Annotated in this window: 13 protein-coding genes; 10 read left to right on the top strand and 3 right to left on the bottom strand. The window is 59.5% G+C overall.

What is annotated here, in order from left to right:
• Positions 1-156 precede the first annotated feature (156 nt).
• Genes RE428_RS07075 through RE428_RS07085 form a run of 3 tightly spaced genes read right to left on the bottom strand, consistent with a single transcriptional unit; the run spans position 157 to position 5,447 of the window.
• Positions 157-1,713 carry a hypothetical protein gene (locus tag RE428_RS07075; RefSeq protein WP_004581287.1) on the bottom strand — a complete coding sequence of 519 codons (1,557 nt, stop codon included), beginning with the start codon at positions 1,711-1,713 and terminating at the stop codon, positions 157-159.
• Between the two features lie 15 nt (positions 1,714-1,728).
• Positions 1,729-4,209 (bottom strand): LamG domain-containing protein, encoded by a 2,481-nt coding sequence (locus tag RE428_RS07080; RefSeq protein WP_227500213.1) that lies wholly within the window; start codon positions 4,207-4,209, stop codon positions 1,729-1,731.
• 2 nt (positions 4,210-4,211) lie between these two features.
• Entirely contained in the window at positions 4,212-5,447 is a 1,236-nt protein-coding gene (locus RE428_RS07085) for a hypothetical protein (RefSeq protein WP_227500214.1), read from the bottom strand.
• A gap of 404 nt (positions 5,448-5,851) precedes the next feature.
• Between RE428_RS07085 and RE428_RS07090 the strand changes: the two genes are divergently transcribed.
• From RE428_RS07090 to RE428_RS07135, 10 genes are all read left to right on the top strand, one after another.
• Complete coding sequence (locus RE428_RS07090) at positions 5,852-8,494, top strand: HzsA-related protein (RefSeq protein ID WP_004581290.1); 2,643 nt, start codon at positions 5,852-5,854, stop codon at positions 8,492-8,494.
• On the top strand, positions 8,494-9,294 hold the full coding sequence (locus tag RE428_RS07095) for an SH3 domain-containing protein (RefSeq protein WP_004581291.1): 801 nt from the start codon (positions 8,494-8,496) through the stop codon (positions 9,292-9,294). The genes RE428_RS07090 and RE428_RS07095 overlap by 1 nt, the downstream gene beginning before the upstream one ends.
• Entirely contained in the window at positions 9,264-9,911 is a 648-nt protein-coding gene (locus RE428_RS07100) for an outer membrane beta-barrel domain-containing protein (protein WP_004581292.1), read from the top strand. The genes RE428_RS07095 and RE428_RS07100 overlap by 31 nt, the downstream gene beginning before the upstream one ends.
• Before the next feature lie 34 nt (positions 9,912-9,945).
• Entirely contained in the window at positions 9,946-10,443 is a 498-nt protein-coding gene (locus RE428_RS07105) for a TlpA disulfide reductase family protein (RefSeq protein WP_004581293.1), read from the top strand.
• Positions 10,444-10,467: 24 nt separating this feature from the next.
• Entirely contained in the window at positions 10,468-10,701 is a 234-nt protein-coding gene (locus RE428_RS07110; RefSeq protein WP_040883313.1) for a DUF4266 domain-containing protein, read from the top strand.
• Entirely contained in the window at positions 10,688-11,845 is a 1,158-nt protein-coding gene (locus RE428_RS07115) for a DUF3570 domain-containing protein (RefSeq protein WP_004581295.1), read from the top strand. Before RE428_RS07110 ends, RE428_RS07115 begins: the two co-directional genes overlap by 14 nt.
• A 10-nt stretch (positions 11,846-11,855) precedes the next feature.
• Positions 11,856-12,410: a hypothetical protein gene (locus tag RE428_RS07120; protein WP_004581296.1), complete on the top strand. Its 555-nt coding sequence runs from the start codon at positions 11,856-11,858 to the stop codon at positions 12,408-12,410.
• A gap of 86 nt (positions 12,411-12,496) precedes the next feature.
• The gene (locus tag RE428_RS07125; protein ID WP_004581297.1) at positions 12,497-14,428 is read left to right on the top strand and encodes a tetratricopeptide repeat protein; all 1,932 of its coding nucleotides are present in this window, start codon (positions 12,497-12,499) and stop codon (positions 14,426-14,428) included.
• Between the two features lie 212 nt (positions 14,429-14,640).
• Positions 14,641-17,430, top strand: a complete 2,790-nt coding sequence (locus RE428_RS07130) for a tetratricopeptide repeat protein (RefSeq protein ID WP_227500215.1) — start codon at positions 14,641-14,643, stop codon at positions 17,428-17,430.
• On the top strand, positions 17,417-18,022 hold the full coding sequence (locus tag RE428_RS07135) for a tetratricopeptide repeat protein (protein WP_051079785.1): 606 nt from the start codon (positions 17,417-17,419) through the stop codon (positions 18,020-18,022). Before RE428_RS07130 ends, RE428_RS07135 begins: the two co-directional genes overlap by 14 nt.
• Positions 18,023-18,033: the final 11 nt, after the last annotated feature.

Consider the following 18,033-nt stretch of genomic DNA (forward strand, 5'->3'; position numbering starts at 1 on the left):
CCCCTCGCCCCTGGTGGGAGAGGGGTTTGGGGAGAGGGGGCGAGGCATATGCTCCTGTTCAACATTAGCCCATTTTGGGGCGCCTCCCGGCGCCTCCCCCTCTCCCCGGCCCTCTCCCGCGATGGGGAGAGGGAGGTAAAGCGAGCTCGACTCCAATCAAGCAATCTTCCCGCTAACGATCCCCTCAAGCCCAATCAACGTATCCTGCATGGCTGCATTCCCCAGCCCATGGCCGGTGAACACACTACCGAAGCTGCCTTCTTCGCCGTGCAGGGCCATGTAGTTCAACAGCACCGTCTGCACCAGCAGGTTCACGTTGTTCGCCGCCGGGCTGGAGGCGGTTTCCACCGAGGCGTCTGCGCGCATGAAGCCGATCTGGTTGCGTAGGGCGGTGGGACGACCGTTCGGGTTGTAGACCAGGAAGAAGGAGGCGGCGGTCTGCTGGTTGTCGCCAGTCCATTCACCCTTGCCGCGACCTTCCATTGAATCGTCGATGCGGCCATTGCTCGATACCGAACCGTCGCTGAACACATACATCATCAACGGCTTGTTCTTGCGGGCGGCGTATTCCAGGCAGGCGCCCATACAGCGGCCGGCTTTCAGATCGCGCATCTCGCCGGTGCCACGTTCGCCAGTGTGGTAGTCGTAGCCACCCATGGTGATGGTGCCGGCACCGGCATAGCCTTCCATCACCAGTTTCATGACGGAAGCCGTCTTCTGGAAGTCCCGTTCGTTGTTGAATTCGTTGACCGAGAAAATACCGGACGCACCGACGATGTCAGGGTCGGCCATAGGATCCAGGCTGGCCGGATTGCCGAAACGGTCGGCGATGTCCGCACTCTTGATGTAGCCGCACTCGACCAGGTCCTTAGCCACATCGTCCGCGGTTATCTTCGTATCGACACTGTCCAGCTTGTTTCGGCTGATCCGGGCGATGGATTCCATCACCGCCACAGCATCACTCTGGTCCAGCAACCCGATCAGGTCGCCGACGTCCACCAGGCCGGTGACGTCCGAGCGACGGTCAACTTTGGTGGGGCGCACTTCCGGATCGATCAGATTCATGGGGGCCATCGAGTTGCCGCCGGATTCCGAACTCTGGGAACCGATAAGCGAGAGCAGTGATCCATTGGCCCCTGCCTTGTAGATGCCGTACATCGGGTTATGCGGGTTGTTGCCGGTGTCATTCTCCGAACGTGCAGCGATGACCGAACCGTTGATGGCCGCTCGGGTGCCCGCCGTGGTCCGTTCGAGGATTCCGCGCAGGAAACCGCTATCAGAATGGAAGGCGAGCCCCAGCTCCTCGTTCAGGAACGCAGGATTATTTGGCAGCATGTCACCGGGCAGGCCGAGCTTGTTGTAGCCGGCGGTGCTCAGGAAATCCTTCTGGCCACCGCTTTTGCCCATCAGCACGTTGGAGCCGACGATGTTGGCGCCACCTGCCAGGTCGAAACAGATAAAGGGAATCTTGCCGGCACCGACGGTAGCTATGCCGCAGCCGGGCTTGAGGCCCTCCAGGTCACTGGAAAGGGCAGCCTGTGCCATCCGCGGATTGGCAAACAGGCTGAAGACGGATGAGCCACATACCGTGGCCGTCGTTGCCATAAATCCCTGGGCAAGGAATTCCCGACGCGTCACCGGGCGTCGATGGTCGTCGTGCCGCAAGGGTTCGTGATTCGCCAGAGGCTTTTTACGGGAAGGCCTGATAAACATAATCGTAAATCCTCGTTATTGAACCACGGTCACGGCGCTGCCGAGCACGGCGGCACAGCTGGCCTTGACGACGGTGGCTGTGCGATCGGCATCGCAGCTGCCGGTACATGTCGTCAGGCGATCCATCAGGTTGTTCAATTCGTCGGTGACATCCACATCCGTTGGCTGGGTAGAAAGATTGTCGCCGACGAAATTGTCAAGCAAGGGGGTAATCACGCTGGTCCGGCCATCGGTATCGAAAGCGGTATTGGCGCTTTCGGTAAAGTCGAAATCCGGGAAGAAGCTGCCACGAAGGGTCGTATCGTTGACCATCGCGTCGCAGTACTGGATGGCCATCTGGGTGATGGCCATCTGCTGCGAAGCCAGGAAACCGCCAAGGGTTTCAACGCTAGGCAACTGCTGGCGAACCGTTGCAAAGGTCTCGGCCACATCCGGATGGGTCACCGAAACGCCGGTCATGCGCGACATGGAGGCGTTGATCTCGTCGAAGGTCTTGATGCCAATGTGGGGCGTTTCCGGGCCATTGGATGGTGTCGGTTCCGCGGGGAGTGCGGGTTCGGTACGAACATGGTCGTGGCCATTCAAATTCTCGAACGTCAGGAAAAACTCATCTGCTTCCGGGCCCTTCTCCAGGGCAACGATGGTGCCCAGGCGTGAGAGTGGTTGGCCGACACCGGGCCGATACTCATCATCGTCGAGCGTCATATCAAGATTGGCGTACGCCTGTCCGACAACGGCTTCCTTGCCGTTGATGCCGATACGCATGCCTTTGACCGGGATGCCGCTGGGTTCCTGGCTATCGACCAGGCTGATGAAGAAGGGCGCGCTGAACAGGTAGCTATAGCTGTCGAACTGGCTTACTTCGAACACGATGAAGCTTTCGGGGATATCCACCAGATCCGAGACGCTGAACAGCAGGTAGTATTTCTGCCCGACGCCAACGTCGAAGTTGGCCTTGATCTGGGATTCGGTCAGCGCGCGGCTATGGATGGCCACCATGCGCAGGGTGCCTTCCCAGAGTGAGTTGCCGTCTGTTTCGTTGCCCATCACCAGGGCAAAGCTATCGTCCCACTCGTTCAGAAGTCCCGCATCTTCCGGGTCCATATCCCCGGTGTACTCACCGTTGATGTAGATCCGGCGGCCCTGGCTCGGGGTGTAGTTCACAACCACGTGCTGCAAGGACGCCTGTAGGCGGTTGTCACCGTCAGCTGTGGAGAAGGCCGTGTTCTGGTCGGCTGTCGAGCTTCGCAACAGGACCTCATAGTTCTGCTGGAACTGGCTCAGGGTGACGTTACGTGCGGTGGAGGAACCGGAATAAGTGATGATCCGCGCATCTTCCTGGGTGGTGTTGCCCGGTACGATCCACGCCTCGATGCTGAATTCGCCGGAGGCGGACAGCAGGTTATGCAGTTTGCGGCTGGCGGACGTGCCGCCCTGGGCCTTGCCGTTCGGTACGGTGGCGCCGGTCTGCTCGTCTTCGTAGGCACCGCCGATGGCGATGCCCCAGCCACCAACCCACTCGACGTTGCCGGTCAGGTTCAGGTGCAGGGCGGGCTCGACGCCGCTGGTGTCGAACGCGGTGTAGCCGGTGCCCGCCTTGAATTCGTAAAGGGCGATGGCGTTGTCTTCATAGCGGCCGCCGGCGTTGGCGACCAGGCCGTCGCCCAGCAGGGTCAGGGCTTTGCTGGTGACCAGGTCCGGATCGACGGGGTCGGTATCGAGCTCGTTGGCAAAGTCCTCGATAGCCATTTCCATGATGTCTGCGGACATCGCGCAATCGTCGTCCCAGCAGTTGTGGAAGTCGTAGCGTAAGCGTTCTACCAACCGGGACAGGGCCGGGTTTTCGAGATTAATCCGGCTCTGGGCTTCGTTGTACGCAGTAGTGACGTTTTCGCTGGCGATGTAGGGCGTCTGTATACCTTCGACATGACATTCGCCGCAGAAGGGAACGAGCAGGGGATCGTAGATTAGGGTCTTGAAATCGGAGGAGCTGTCAGGGAACGATTTGGTTGCGCCCGGATCCTTGATGGCCGGCGCCTTCAACTCAATACGCTTGACCGATCCGGCCGAGTTGCCAGACCAGGCTTCGATATAGCTGGTGATGGTGTCGGCACAGGCCTGGTCGCTGGACAGCCAGCAGTTGTGGCCGCCGGCCACCTTGGCTACCAACAGTGACCGGCCGGGATCATCCAGGTTGACCACGGTATTGGCCTGGGCATAGGCCACGTTGATGTCGTCGGCATGCACGAACATCGGCGACTGGCCGCCCGTGCTGTGGCAGCCGCCGCAGCGATCGGTGGATACCAGGTTATCCCAGACGGCGAGTTTGAAATTCTGCACGTCGTCAGTGGCCGGTGGTGGGCCATTGTAGTTTCCTGCATTGGAAGGGGTACCGGTATTGGGCAGCGACTCGGTGGAATCGCCGGTCTTACAACCGGTAAGCGCCAGCACGGAAAGCAGCAGGGCAGGGGCGAGACGGGTCATCGTTAGTTTCACGGTCAGTCCCCCATGCAGTACACGGCAGACTCGGCGAACGTCTGCTTGAGGTTGAAGTTGCTGGCTGACAGTGAGTTGACCATGCTGTCGATCTGGTTGTGATCGGCAGTGTCGACCGGATCACGCAAACAGACGTTGCGGAAGACTTTCTTCACTTGGCATTCGGCGAAGGCCTCTGATTGCGCAAGCTCCTGACCCAGCGATTTCGCACCACTACCGGAACCTCTTGGCGCCGTATCGGCCCAGCCGAGTCGCCTGTTGGGCCCCTTTCTCCAGTAATTGTCCCACTGGTCATCGGTAGTGACGTAACCATGCTCGAAGTTGCCGGCGTTGATCAGGTACTTGCCCTGGACGCGGGTCCCGGTTTCGGGGTCGACCGTACCGACGGTGTTATAGATCAAGCGGCCCAATTCGCCGTCCGGATCGGCATCGGCGTCATATTGGTAGTCGTAGTAGGCGAAAGCTTGCGCCATGGGGTCCATGCCGCTATGGCAGCCTACGCAGTTGTTGAGGAATACACGACTGTCTCCCCCCGGACTGCGGGACACGTCCTGCCGGATCCGGTCCGGTGGCCGGGTCACGTCGTTGACCTGTTCCAGGTCGTTGCATAGGTGATTGAGCAGGGTGAAACGGAACATGGCCCGGTTGGTACCGGCGCTGAAGAAGGCCTGGGCCGCTGCGCGGGAAGTCATGATGCCGGCGGTTGCCGAAGAAGGTAGACCGTTCCTGCTGGATTGTGTCGTATCTACGAGTATGTCCGGATCAGAAAGGTCGTAGTTGCCTCGTTCCAAAGCTGCATAGTGATTGTTGTTGGTGTTGGAGTAGGCAGGCAGGCCCGAAGCCTGGCCAACGTACAGGATGTCGTCGTAAAGAATCCGCCTGAAATCGAGTCCGTCCCGAACCACGCCGATCACCGTCGCGGTGTAGTCGTTCAGGGGCACGAAGCTGGACATGGCCTCGTTGGTCCAGGGTGCAACGAAGTTCTTGATAGTCACATTATAGAATGCTGGATCTTCCATCGCCGTATAGGCCGCGGTCACCGGACTACTGCTGACTTGGGTTGCCATAGTGTCGAGAGTTGCGGCGTCCGGCGGCACACCAGTCAGGCGCTCATGGATACGTTTTGCCTGGTCCCGGGCATCGGCGTTTGCCAGTCCCGGCGATAAAAGCGACCCCAGCAAGCATGTTAGCGCTACTGCCTTAGTCGCCTTGATGATGAACATGTTGCAGGGTCTCATTGTGTCCTTCCTAAACGAGCTGGGCCCTGTTAAGCAAACGCCTTGGACTGCAAATCCTTGTGCAAAGCACTTTTTCCGCAGCGGTTGCCATTCGGGATAATTCGAAATCCGAAATAGTATTCGAGTTTTCTATACCCCCGAAGTTTAGAAATTTTGTTAAATGCAATTTTGAGACGTGCGACAAGGTATTACAGAAATTTACCCAAACCCTTTGGAGTGTTACGCGAGCGTGGGAATACTCTGGTTCTTCCCATATGCCTTAAAACCCGGTATACAGGGCCTCGCGCCAGGGTTCCTCGGCCGGAGCGTGAGACACGCCACTGTGCAGAAAGTGTGCGTTCCAGGTTGGCCGAGCTGTCTGTTGGCAAGGGATTAGCTGGTTTTTTAGCAAAAGGATTAAGCAAATGATGAGCCCGAAGTTGGGGCTCGTAGTGGTAGTAAGCCTGACGCTTGTGACGGCTGGCTGCCGTTCGAGCGGTGGTAGTGACCAGGAAGCGGACCCGGTTGTGGTCGAGAATGCCGTTGCCTTTATCAAGCGGCCCCTGGCTTTCGATAATGACACACTAATGGGTGACGATCGTCGCGATCCGGAGGCTTTCCGTCCGGGCGCGCGTCTGTACGTCAAGGATCGTGCGTCTCCCAGCGCGCGTTCCCGGGACATTACGTCCGCTGTTTTCTCCGACCCTTCCTTCCTCAATGACGAAGGCGATCTGCTTTATGACGTGAGAGGCCTGGATGTCTCCTACGATGGCAGCAAGCTACTGTTCGCCATGCGTGCGCCGGAAATAGAAGACGCGGACGATGACGAACAGCCCACCTGGAACATCTGGGAATACGACACTACCTCCGGCGATCTGCACCGTATCATCGAGTCCGACACCATAGCCGAAGCCGGTCAGGATGTGGCACCGGCGTACCTGCCGGACGATCGTATCGTGTTTTCGTCTACCCGCCAGCGGATTTCCAAGGCGATCCTTCTGGACGAAGGCAAACCCCAGTTCGATGCCCTGGACGAGGACCGTGACTCGCCCGCCTTCGTCCTGCACGTGATGGAGAGTGATGGCAGCGAGATCGAGCAGATCACCTTCAACCAGAGTCACGACCTCGACCCCACAGTCATGGGGAGCGGCAAGATCGTCTTCAGCCGTTGGGATAATGCCGGCCAGACCCGCAATAACGGTGTCAATCTCTATCAGGTCAATCCCGACGGCACGGGACTGTCCCTGCTTTATGGACGGCACTCCCATGGTTCCGTGGGCGATGAACAGGTGCAGTATTATCGCGCCGTAGAAACTGAACCCGATCGCCTGCTGGTGCAGGTTCGTCCCTTTGAAAGCGAGAATCTCACGGCCTTGCCGATGGATATCGACGTCGGCACCTACGTGGAAGCGAACCAACAGCTCGACGGCATGGAGGGTGAAGGGCAGGTGCCCGTAATTGACGGATACGATGCCCTGGCCGAGGTTGGTCTTGAAGGCAGCTATGGTGCCGCCTCTCCCCTGTTCGATGGCACCAATCGTTACCTGGTGAGTTGGAGCCCCTGCCGACTGGTTATGGCGGAAGCAGCCGAAGACGACCGTATCACCAACTGTACGCAGGAAAGGTTGGACTCAGGCGAATACGAAACCGCCGATCCGGTATTCGGCCTGTGGTTGCTGGATCAAACCACCGGTACCCAGCTTCCGATCGAACGCCCCGTCGAAGGTCAGCAGATTGACGAAGCGGTGTTGATGACCCGCCGACCGGTCCCGACCTATATCCCGCCGGCGACACTGTTCGATGAAGCCGAGACACTGGCTGAAAACGGTTATGGTGTTGTCCATATCCAGAGCGTCTACGACCTGGACGGCAGGGACCAGGCGCCGGGTGGCATCCGTACTGTCGCTGATCCCGCCCGGACCGATCCGACCGATCGGCCGGCGATGTTCGTGCGTTTTGAAAAGCCGGTCTCCATTCCCGATGACGACGTGCGGGATCTCGACAATGCCGCCTTCGGCCGCAGCGCTGCGCAGTCCATGCGCGAAATACTCGGATATGCGCCAGTGGAGCCGGATGGTTCCGTGCGCGTGGCTGTTCCTGCCAACGTGGCTTTCGCCATCAGTGTGCTCGATGCCAATGGCCAGCGCACCAGCGCACGGCACCAGAACTGGCTTCAGCTGCGTCCAGGCGAAACCCTGGAATGCCAGGGCTGCCATAACCCGAACAGTGATGCACCCCACGGTCGCCCAGGCGCCGGACCGGGTGCGGCCTATTATGGTTCGCTTACCGGTGGCATCCCGTTTCCCAATACCGAAACGGCGCTGGTAGCCGCTTTGGGCGAGACCATGGCGGAAACCTGGTCTCGTACCTACGGTGTGCGAGAATTGCAGCCTGACGCGGTTTTCGAGGATGACTGGACCAACCCGGCGGTTGTACCCAAGGCGACCTCCTTCAGTTTCGCCTATGCGGACCTGCAAACCCCGTCGCCGATTTCACCAGCCTGTGCGGCTGAATGGTCTAGTCTGTGTCGGGTGGTGATCAATTATGAACAGCATATCCACCCGCTGTGGGGGCTCGATCGGACCATTACTGATGGAGTGGGGACGGTCATCGACGACTACACCTGTACGTCCTGCCATTCAGACAAAGACGCCATGGACGCTATCCAGGTTCCTGCAGCGCAACTGGACCTGACCGATGGCCCATCGCCCGACAATCCTGCGCACTTCAAGTCGTATCGCGAACTGCTGTTTAACGACAACGAAGTGGAAGTGCAGGGTGGAGCCTTGATCGACCTTTTGGTGGATACCGGTGAATTTCAGCGTGACGAGGATGGCCAACTGATCCTGGACGGCGACGGTAACCCAATCCCGATCTTTACGACCGTGCCCGTACCTGCGCCCATGAGTACTGCTGGAGCACGCAACAGTAACCGTTTCATGAGCCAGTTCCGTACCGGAGGTGCCCATGAGGGGTTCCTCTCGGCCGCCGAGCTGAAACTGATTTCCGAGTGGCTGGACCTTGGCGCCCAGTATTACAACAACCCGTTCGATGCGCCCGAAGATTGATGGTTAAGCCAGAAACGAAAAACCGGTTCTATCGGCATACGCGCGGGTGGTTGCGCTTCGCCATGCTTTTGACGGTGCTGCTGCAAAGCCAAGGCGTCCTGGCCGGTTGGCTCTGGGGTGACGACGAGCCGCTGCCGCAGGTCCAGGTGGCCGAGCCTTATGTCGAATGGCGGACCGGCCCGGCAGAAGGCTACCCGGTCGTGCGGGTCAGCGAAAAAGGGGAATGGCTGACGCTGCTCCTGCGCAAGACCCAGTGGTTCAAGGTCCAGGACGATCAGGGCAGGGAAGGCTGGGTCCATGTGGATGACATCCTGCTGACCACGGACGGGTCGGGTGAATTGGTGGCGCTGTCCGAACCGCGTTTCGACGATTACGAGACCCGTAGCTGGGAAGCGGGCGTCCTCATGGGCGAGTTCGACAGCGCCTCGGTTACCTCGGCCTATGCCGGCTACACCATGACGGAAAACCTCTCAGCGGAATTGTGGGGTTCGCAGATTTTGGGTAACGCGTCGGAAATCCTGATGGTGAACGCCAATATCGTGCACCAACCGTTTCCCTACTGGCGGATTTCGCCATTCTTCACGCTTGGTGTGGGGCAGGTTTACATCAAGCCGAAAGCGACCCTTTCCGAGCCGGAAGACCGCACCGACGTGGTGGCCCACGCGGGGCTGGGCCTGCGGTTCTATGTGACGGATCGGTATTTCATCCGTGCCGAAGTGAAGGACTACAAGATCTTCACCGAACGTGAAACCAATGAAGAAGCGACAGAATGGAAAGTGGGACTCAGCGTATTTTTCTGAAACGGGCCAGCGCAGTCGTTCTGGCCCTGGCTGCGCTGCCAGCCTGGGCGGCGGCTGAAGACGACAAGCCGTTGATCGAGCCGGACGTCAAACCGCAGAAGGTGGACGAATCCCTGATCGATACCGAGAACTTCGAGATCGGTGTATTCGGCGGCGTCCTCAACATCGAGGACTTCGAGTCGTCTGCGGTATACGGCGCGCGCATTGCCTACAACCTCAGCGAGTCCTTTTTCCTCGAAGCCAACGTGGGCTTTGCCGAAGGCGGCGAGACCAGTTTCGAGAAACTGGCGGGGAACGTGGAGCTGCTCACCGACGACGAGCGGGACTACACCTTCTACAACCTCAATTTCGGCTACCGCGTCCTGCCTGGCGAAGCCTTCATCGGCGACTACGCCTTCAACACCAATTTTTACCTGGTGGCCGGCGCCGGTGCGACGGAATTCGCCGGTGACAACCGCTTTACCGGCAATGTCGGGTTCGGCTACCAGATGTTGCTCACCGACAGCTTCTCCATCCATGTCGGGGCGCGTGAGCATATGTACAACATCGACATACTGGGCGAGGACAAGACGGCCTTCAACACCGAGTTGAGCGCCGGCCTGTCCATGTTCTTCTAGTCGATATCTTCATTGGCAAACAGGAGCCAGACGTATGAAGGGCCTTCTCAAGATAAGCGGCCGTGCGGCCGCGCTGGTGCTGTCGGCAACAATAAGCATGACCAGTGTGGCCAGCGAGCCGGCACCGGACTTCACCCTGAAGAGCAACCAGGGCGAGAACCTGCGCCTGGAAGATTATCGTGGTCAGGTCGTGATGCTGAATTTCTGGGCGTCCTGGTGTGGACCCTGCCGCACAGAGATGCCGCTCATGGACGACATCTACCAGGAGTACAAGGATCTCGGCTTTACCGTGCTGGCGGTGAATGTGGATGAAGATTCCACCGACGCCAAGCGCTTCCTCGACGCCGTACCGGTTTCCTATCCGATCCTCTACGACAACACCAGCACGGTTACTGCGGCCTACGGCGTCGACGCCATGCCCACCACGGTCATGATTGACCGCGACGGCAACGCCCGTTTCGTCCACCGGGGTTACAAACCTGGGTACGAAGATGAGTACGAGCAGCAGGTTCGCCAGCTGGTGCGGGAATAAAGGCAAGGCATGGTCGGTTCAGGTATGAAGAAGTCGCTTATCGGAGTCGGGCTGGTCGTCCTGCTGGCGTTGACGTCGACGGGCTGCAGCTCCATCAAACCCTGGGTGAAACCCTATGAACGGGCCAACCTGGCCGATCCCGTCATGAGCCTGAGTCGCCATGGCGCTGCGGACAGTTACATGCATCACGTCTACCAGGCGCGGGAAGCCGCGCGGGGCGCAGAAGGTGGCTCGGGAGGCGGTTGTGGCTGCAATTGAGCGCGTTCTGATGCACCTGCTGGTCGGGCTCCTGGTCTTGCTGTCGCTGATTCCCGGAGCGCGTTCGGCGACCCTGCCGACCGACAACGTCGACGTGCTGTATCACCGGTATGACGGCGGCGGCATGGTCATCGATGGACCGTCGGTACTGGTGCGCAAGAGTGCCGGTTCCCAGGTCTCCCTGACGGGCCAGTACTACGTGGACTCTGTTTCAGCGGCCTCCGTGGATGTACTGGCCACGGCGAGTGAATACACCGAGGAGCGCACCGAATACACCGCCGGCGTCGACTACCTGCACGACAGCGCCATCATGAGCCTCGGCTACACCAACAGCGAGGAGAATGACTACGAGGCCAACACGGTCTACTTCTCCATTGTGCAGGAGTTCTTCGGCGGCCTCTCCACCCTGAAAATGGGTTATGCCCAGGGGTGGGATACCGTCCGGGAAGTTGGCAACGACACCTTTGAGGAAGAAGCCAAGCGCCGCAACTACCAGCTTGGCCTGTCCCAGGTGATTACCAGGAACAGTCTGCTGGGCCTGGATTTCGAGGCCATTACCGACGAAGGGTTCCTGGAGAATCCCTACCGCCAGAACCGCTACCTGGACCCGACGGATCCGACCAACTACCTCTACCAGCCTGAACGGTATCCCGAAACCCGCACTAGTATTGCCGTGGCCGCACGGGCACTCTATTACCTGCCGTACCGCGCTTCGATTCGCGGCGAATACCGCTACTTCAACGACAGCTGGGGTATCGATGCTCACACCGTTGAACTAGCATATGTGCATCCGCTGACCCCGCGCTGGACCCTGGAAGGCCGCGTACGTTATTACACCCAGGACCAGGCGGATTTCTACAGCGACCTGTTTGCCTACGAGAGCTCACAGAATTACCTCGCCCGGGACAAGGAATTGAGCAGCTTCTCCGACATCACTTTCGGCACTGGCGCCACCTACGAGTGGCGACAGCCGGACATTCCGGGTATCGACCGTCTGCAGTTCAGCCTGCTCGTCGACTATATCGATTTCCAATACGACAATTTCCGGGATGTGACTGCTTCCGGGGACTATCTCCCGGGGCAGGAGCCCCTGTACGAATTCGATGCCCTGGTCACCCGCGCATCGCTTATTCTCGAGTACTGAGTAGACCGCCATGAATCGAATCGCCGCCTACAAACAGATCGTCCGCCGTCTTCTGCTATCCCTGTTGATGGGGCTTTGCTTTCAGCCTGCAATGGCAGCCGACCCGGCGGAGCAGACAGATCAGTCCGTCGCACTCAGCGTCGAAGCACTCAAGAAGAAGGTCATCCAGCTCAACCGGGACCTGTTTATCCTTGAAGAGGACCTGCTATTTCCGGCCAGCACCCAGTTCGCGGTGTTCCTGAGTCTCGACACCGGTAAGTTCCTCAAGCTCGACAGCGTCAAACTCAAGGTGGACGATGAGATCGTGGCCGCCCACCTGTATACCGAGCGGCAGGTCGAAGCCCTGCAACGTGGCGCCATGCAGCGGCTGCATATCGGCAACCTCAAGAGTGGTGAGCATGAGGTGACCGTGTTCGTGGAGGGCATCGGTCCGGATGAGCGCGCCTACAAGAAGGCCGCGACATTGAGTATCGACAAGGGCACTGACATCACCTCCCTGGAGATCCGTATCCAGGACCAGTCGTCGGACTACCAGCCCGACGTCAAGATCGTTGAGTGGGAGTAGGTCAGGGCGTGCGACTGATGGCTTCCCGTCTTCCCTTCCGCCAATGCCTGCTTGGACTATTGATTGCAGGCAGCGCGGGGAATTCCATGGCAGAAGAAGCACCGCGCCGGGTGCATGACCTTCAATACGGCACGGTGCTCTACGAGCACTTCCAGGGTCATTCCTTCGAGGCACTGACCCGTTTCGCCGTGGCCGAAAAGCGGGGCGGCATCCAGGGTCACGGCGACCATCCCAAACTGGTGCAGGGTGGCATCATGCTGGCCTATGGCATGACGCGCGAAGCCCGCGACCTGTACGAGTCCTTGCTGGACGAAGCCGTCACGCCCGAAGCGCGCAACCAGGCCTGGTTTTACCTGGGCAAGGTGTTCTATCTGGAAGGCGACAACAGTCGTGCGGCGGATGCCCTGGGCCGTGTGGACGGCGAGATTCTCGAGGATGACGATGAGCCGCTATACCATGAATGGCTCTACCTGAAGGGACAGCTTGCCCTGCGTACGCAGGGCAGGGATGCGGCCGAGATCATCGACATCGTTACGGGGGAACTGCCGGAAGAAAGTCTTTGGAAGCCTTACCTGGGCTACAACCTGGCCGTGCAACAGATGGCCGCCGGCGAGACGGAATCCGCTGTTCGGGGCCTGAATGCTATCTCTGTGCAATTGCAGGAGGCGTTGCCGGAGCTCGAAGAAGAGCCGGAAGAACCCGACGAAGCCGATTTGTCCGACGAAGACCGCCAGGAGCGGGCAGATGATCGTGAGCGCCGGGCGCTGTTTGAACGGGTTCGCCTGAGCCTGGGACAGCTCTACCTGCAACAGGGCAATTATGCGGCCGCCCTGGAGAATCTCGCCGCCATCAGCCTGGACAGCGTGTTTTCGGACGAAGCCCTTTATCACTATGCTGTGGCCGCCTCCGAGGCACAGTCCTGGGGTCTCGCGCTCCAGGTGCTGGAAACGCTGCAGCAGCGCACGCTGTTTTCGCCCTGGCTACAGCAGGTTCCCTATGCCCGGGGCTATGTCTACGAACAGCTTGAACGCCCCCAGACGGCATTGGCGGCCTACCGCGAAGCGGCCGACCACTACCAGTCACTGGTGACACGCCTGCAGCAGGCCAGCCGTGAACTGAGTGAATCTGAAATTATCGAAGGGCTGCGCTTCGAGGTGGATGCCGGTGAGGACGAAGCCCTCCAAAGGGCCAATCTCAGCCTGGGCGACCCCCGAATCGCCAACGATTCCTACGGACGTCTACAAGTCGAACCGGGTAACTTCAGTCTGGCCTTCTTGCTGTCCCGGGAATCGTTCCAGATGGCACTACGCGATCTGCACGAACTTTACCAGTTGAAACGGCGGATGCAGGAGCGTGAGCAGCAGTTGGCCTCGTTCGATGTGATGCTCGAAACCCGTGCCCAGCTTCGGGAACGCAAGATCCGTGAGACCCGGGACTCGCTGGAGTCACTGGGGGCCGAAGCCTGGTCTTCCCAACAGTCCGCATACAATCGGCTGATCAACGAAGCTGCTGATATTGGCGACGTAGCGTTCTTCATGAGCGATAAACAGAAGGACCTGGCAGCACGTATCGAAGAGGTCGAGGACACGCTCGCAGTGTTGCCGGACAACCGAAGTACCGCCGAGCAACGCCGCAAATTTGCCCGCATGAAGGCCTATTTCCAATGGCAGTTGGCGGATGATTTTGCCGTTAACCGCTGGGCCGCCGAGAAGCAACTGCGGCAGTTGAACGCGGCGATGGATACGTTTGATCAGCAGCGGACCACGCTGGCTGAAGAGATGACTACCGACCGTCGCCAAACAGCCCTGGCCGAGCGGGTTGAGGAGAGTCAGAGGCGCGTCGCTGCCGTAGAAGATAAGCTGGATCAGGCACTGGCCCAGGCCAGGCATGCACTGGTCGCGCAGGTGCGGGAGGAACTGGTTCGGCAGCAGCGCGAAGTCGAGCGTTTCCTGTTGGCCAGTCGGCATGGCCAGGCGCGCCTTGCCGATGCATTGTTCCAGGCCGGAGGCCGGCCATGAGAGGGTGTTGGAGATCGACTGCGCTCGACCATGCGGCGTTGGAAACCCGCTCGTGCGCGAGTCCGATCAAATATTCGCTTACTATCAGCAAACTGCGCTTTTTCGCGAATTTCCGCCTTGCCTGGCCTTCGCTCGCTACGTTTTACAACACCCTCCTGAAGCGAGGTGTTCGTTCTACAACCAAACCGTTGTTGACCCTGGCGATCGCATCCGTGCTGACAGGCTGCCAGAGTTTTGGACTGTTCAGCGAAGACAGGACCGACATCCAACCTGGCACACTGGCCACGCTTGAACCACTAGAGACCGAACGGTCTCCCGAGCTGCAAACCTCTGTAAGCCTTGACGAGGTCATCGACGGCTACGAAAACCTGCTACCCCTGCTGGATGATCCCGCCCGCATCGTCCAGGTGCACCATCGCCTGGCGGACCTACGCTTCCAGAAAGCCGAGAATCGCATGGTCGAACAGGCGGTGGACGAGCTCGACATCGCCGTCGATGCCTATCACCGGCTCCTGGAAAAGTATCCGGAGCGTGATACCAACGACCAGGTGTTGTATCAGTTGGGCAAAGCCTACGAAATGCAGGGTAACCGGGACGCGTACCTGCAAACCCTGGATCGGCTCGTGGCCGAATACCCGGATTCCGAATTCCGCATCGAAGCGGAGTTCCGCCGTGGTGAATTGCTGTTCGTCGATGGCTATTACGATGAGGCGCAGGATGCCTTCGATACCGTCATCGCACTGAGCCGTCGGAATGAGAACGTACGGTTCCTGGCGGACGCCTATTTCATGAAGGGATGGAGCCAGTTCAAGTTGCTCGACTATGACGACAGCCTGATCAGCTTCACTCGGGTGCTGGATAATACCTTGCCCGACGACCCGCGCCTGGACGCCGTGGAACAGAAGTACCAGACGCTGGTGGAAGACGTGTTCCGGGTGATGGGGCTTGCGTTTACCCATCTTGGTGGCGCGGACAGTCTGGAAGCCCTGTTTGAGGAGGTCGGCAGTAAACCCTACGAAGTGCTGATCTACGATCGCTATAGCCAGTTGCTGATCAGTAAGGAACAGTACACCGATGCTATCGAGGTCTATGAGCGGTTTATCGCCAGCCACGCCGACTCGCCCTGGGCACCGCGCTACCACGTTGCGATTATCGATACACTGCAAAAGGCGGGTTTCACGCAGGAAATCGCAGTTCGCAAGGCCGCGTTCGTCCGCGACTACGGCGTCGGATCGGACTACTGGCGCCAAACATCCGATGCGAACCGCGGTTACCTTCGCGAACAACTGGAGCCCTTGCTGACCGAACTGGCTAATCGCCATTACGTATTGGCCCAGCGGGCTGAGCAGGCGAATAGGACCGCCGAGGCTCGTCGAGAGTATGCCGCCGCTGCGAACTATTACGGTGAATTCGTGGCGACGTTCCCGAACCATGAGCGCACGCCGGAAATGCACTTCCTGCTGGCGGAAACGCAGTTGGCATTGGAAAACTGGCCCGAAGCGATCGAGGCATTCGAATGGGTGGCCTACAATTATGGCGCTCACGATCGGGCGGCGGAGGCAGGCTACGCAGCCGTCCTGGCTTACCGGGATTATCTGGAATTTTCCGGGGAGATGCCTGAAACGGAGCGCGACCGCCTGTTGGTTCTACAGCAGGAAAGTCGCCTGGATTTCGTCCATCGTTTCCCCGAAGACGCGCGTGCGATCGACATTCTCTACATCGCCACTCAGCGTGATTTCGAGCAGGAAAATGACCTGGACGTGATCGCCCACGCCCAGCAGATCATCGACTGGAGACCGGCCGCGCCAGCGGACATGGTTGTCGAAGCCCGCTTGCTTAAGGCCCATGCGCTTTATCGACTGGAGGATTATCGCTTTGCCGAGGAGGCCTATCAGGAGGCGCTGCAGGCGATGCCTGAACAGGATCAGAGGCGTGGCGACATTCGGGAGAACCTGGCGGCCAGCGTCTATCGTCAGGGGGAAGACTACCTGGCAGCGGGCAACCTGGCGTCGGCCGTTGACGAGTTCCTGAGGGTCGGTGCTGTGGCCCCTGAGTCCAGCCTGCGAGCCAATGCCGAGTACGACGCCGCCAACTACCTGGTGGAACTGGCCCAGTGGGATCGCGCTATCGAGGTTATGACGGCATTTCGCGCGAATTACCCTCAGCACGAGATGATCGATACGCTGCCAGCGAAGATGGCCCTGGCATACCGGGAAACCGGACAGTGGGAGCAGGCAGCGGACGAATCCCAGCGCATGGTGGGGCTGGCGACTACTGACGAGGAGAAGCGGGAGACCCTCTACATCGCAGCCGAACTCTATGACCGTGCCGGCAACAAGCCGAAGGCGATCACCACCTGGCGCGACTATGCCAACCGTTATCCGCAGCCACTTGCGGACTATATGGAAGCCGCCAATCGACTGGCCAAGCTCTATGACGAGACCGGCGAACCCGCGAAGCGGCGTTACTGGCTTAATGCTCAAATGGCGGCTGTCGACCGTTATCCCGACGCTGCTGATGACCGCGCGCGCTACCAGGCCGCTGAGGCTTCGGCCATTCTCGCCGACGAAGCTTACCAGGCCTACGGTGCAATCGATCTGACCCTGCCGCTGGAGCAGACCTTACCGGCCAAAATGCAGGCGCTTGAAGCGGCGGTCAACGCATACCAGAAGACGGTGAACTATGGCGTGGCCGACTTTTCCACCGAGGCCGGTTATCGCATTGCCGATCTCTACGCGCAGCTCGGATCGGACCTGATCGATTCCGAACGCCCGGATAACCTGAGCGAACTGGAGCTGATGCAATACGAATTGCTGTTGGAAGAGCAGGCTTATCCGTTCGAGGAAAATGCCATCGATATTCACGAGCAGAACGCACGCCGGGCCTGGGAAGGCCTCTACGACAAGTGGGTTCGGGAGAGCTTCCAGGCACTCAGTGGGTTGTTGCCGGGGCGCTACAACAAGCCCGAGGCGACGCCGGAGGTGATCGATGAGGTGCGGTAATCTGATGGGCGCTTCGTCTCCGGTCAGGCTCTGCCTGGCGGTTGTGGCTGCACTGCTGCTTTCGGCCTGCGCAAGCCAGACGCCAACACCGGATGTCGAGCCTGAAACCGAAGGCGCCGTTGCCCCGGAAGTGGCGTCAGCGTTCGCGGAGGCCGTAGCGCTCAAGAGAGCCGGTGAAACCGTCGCCGCGGAGACGGAATTCCTCAAACTCAACGGGGCGCATCCCGACCTGCCCGGGCCCTTGGCCAACCTCGGTATCATTGCCCTGGAGCGTGACGAGAACGAGCAGGCCGAGGCCTATTTCCAGAAAGCGGTGGCCGCGGACCCAGCCCACCTGCACAGCCTCAACTATCTCGGCGTGCTGGCCCGCCAGCGCGGTGACTTCCAGGCCGCAGAGGGCTACTATCGTGCGGCACTGGCCGTCGATCCGGATTTCCAGCCCGCAGTTCGAAACCTGGCAATCCTGCTGGATTTGTACCGGGGGGAGTTCGACGAAGCGCTGGCACTATACCGCCACTACCAGGCGCTTCAACCGGAACCTGATCCGAAATTGAAAGACTGGATTTTCGACCTGGAAAACCGGATGAACTGAGGCGATGGAGA

The sequence above is a fragment of the Marinobacter nanhaiticus D15-8W genome (assembly GCF_036511935.1).
Lineage (GTDB): Bacteria > Pseudomonadota > Gammaproteobacteria > Pseudomonadales > Oleiphilaceae > Marinobacter_A > Marinobacter_A nanhaiticus.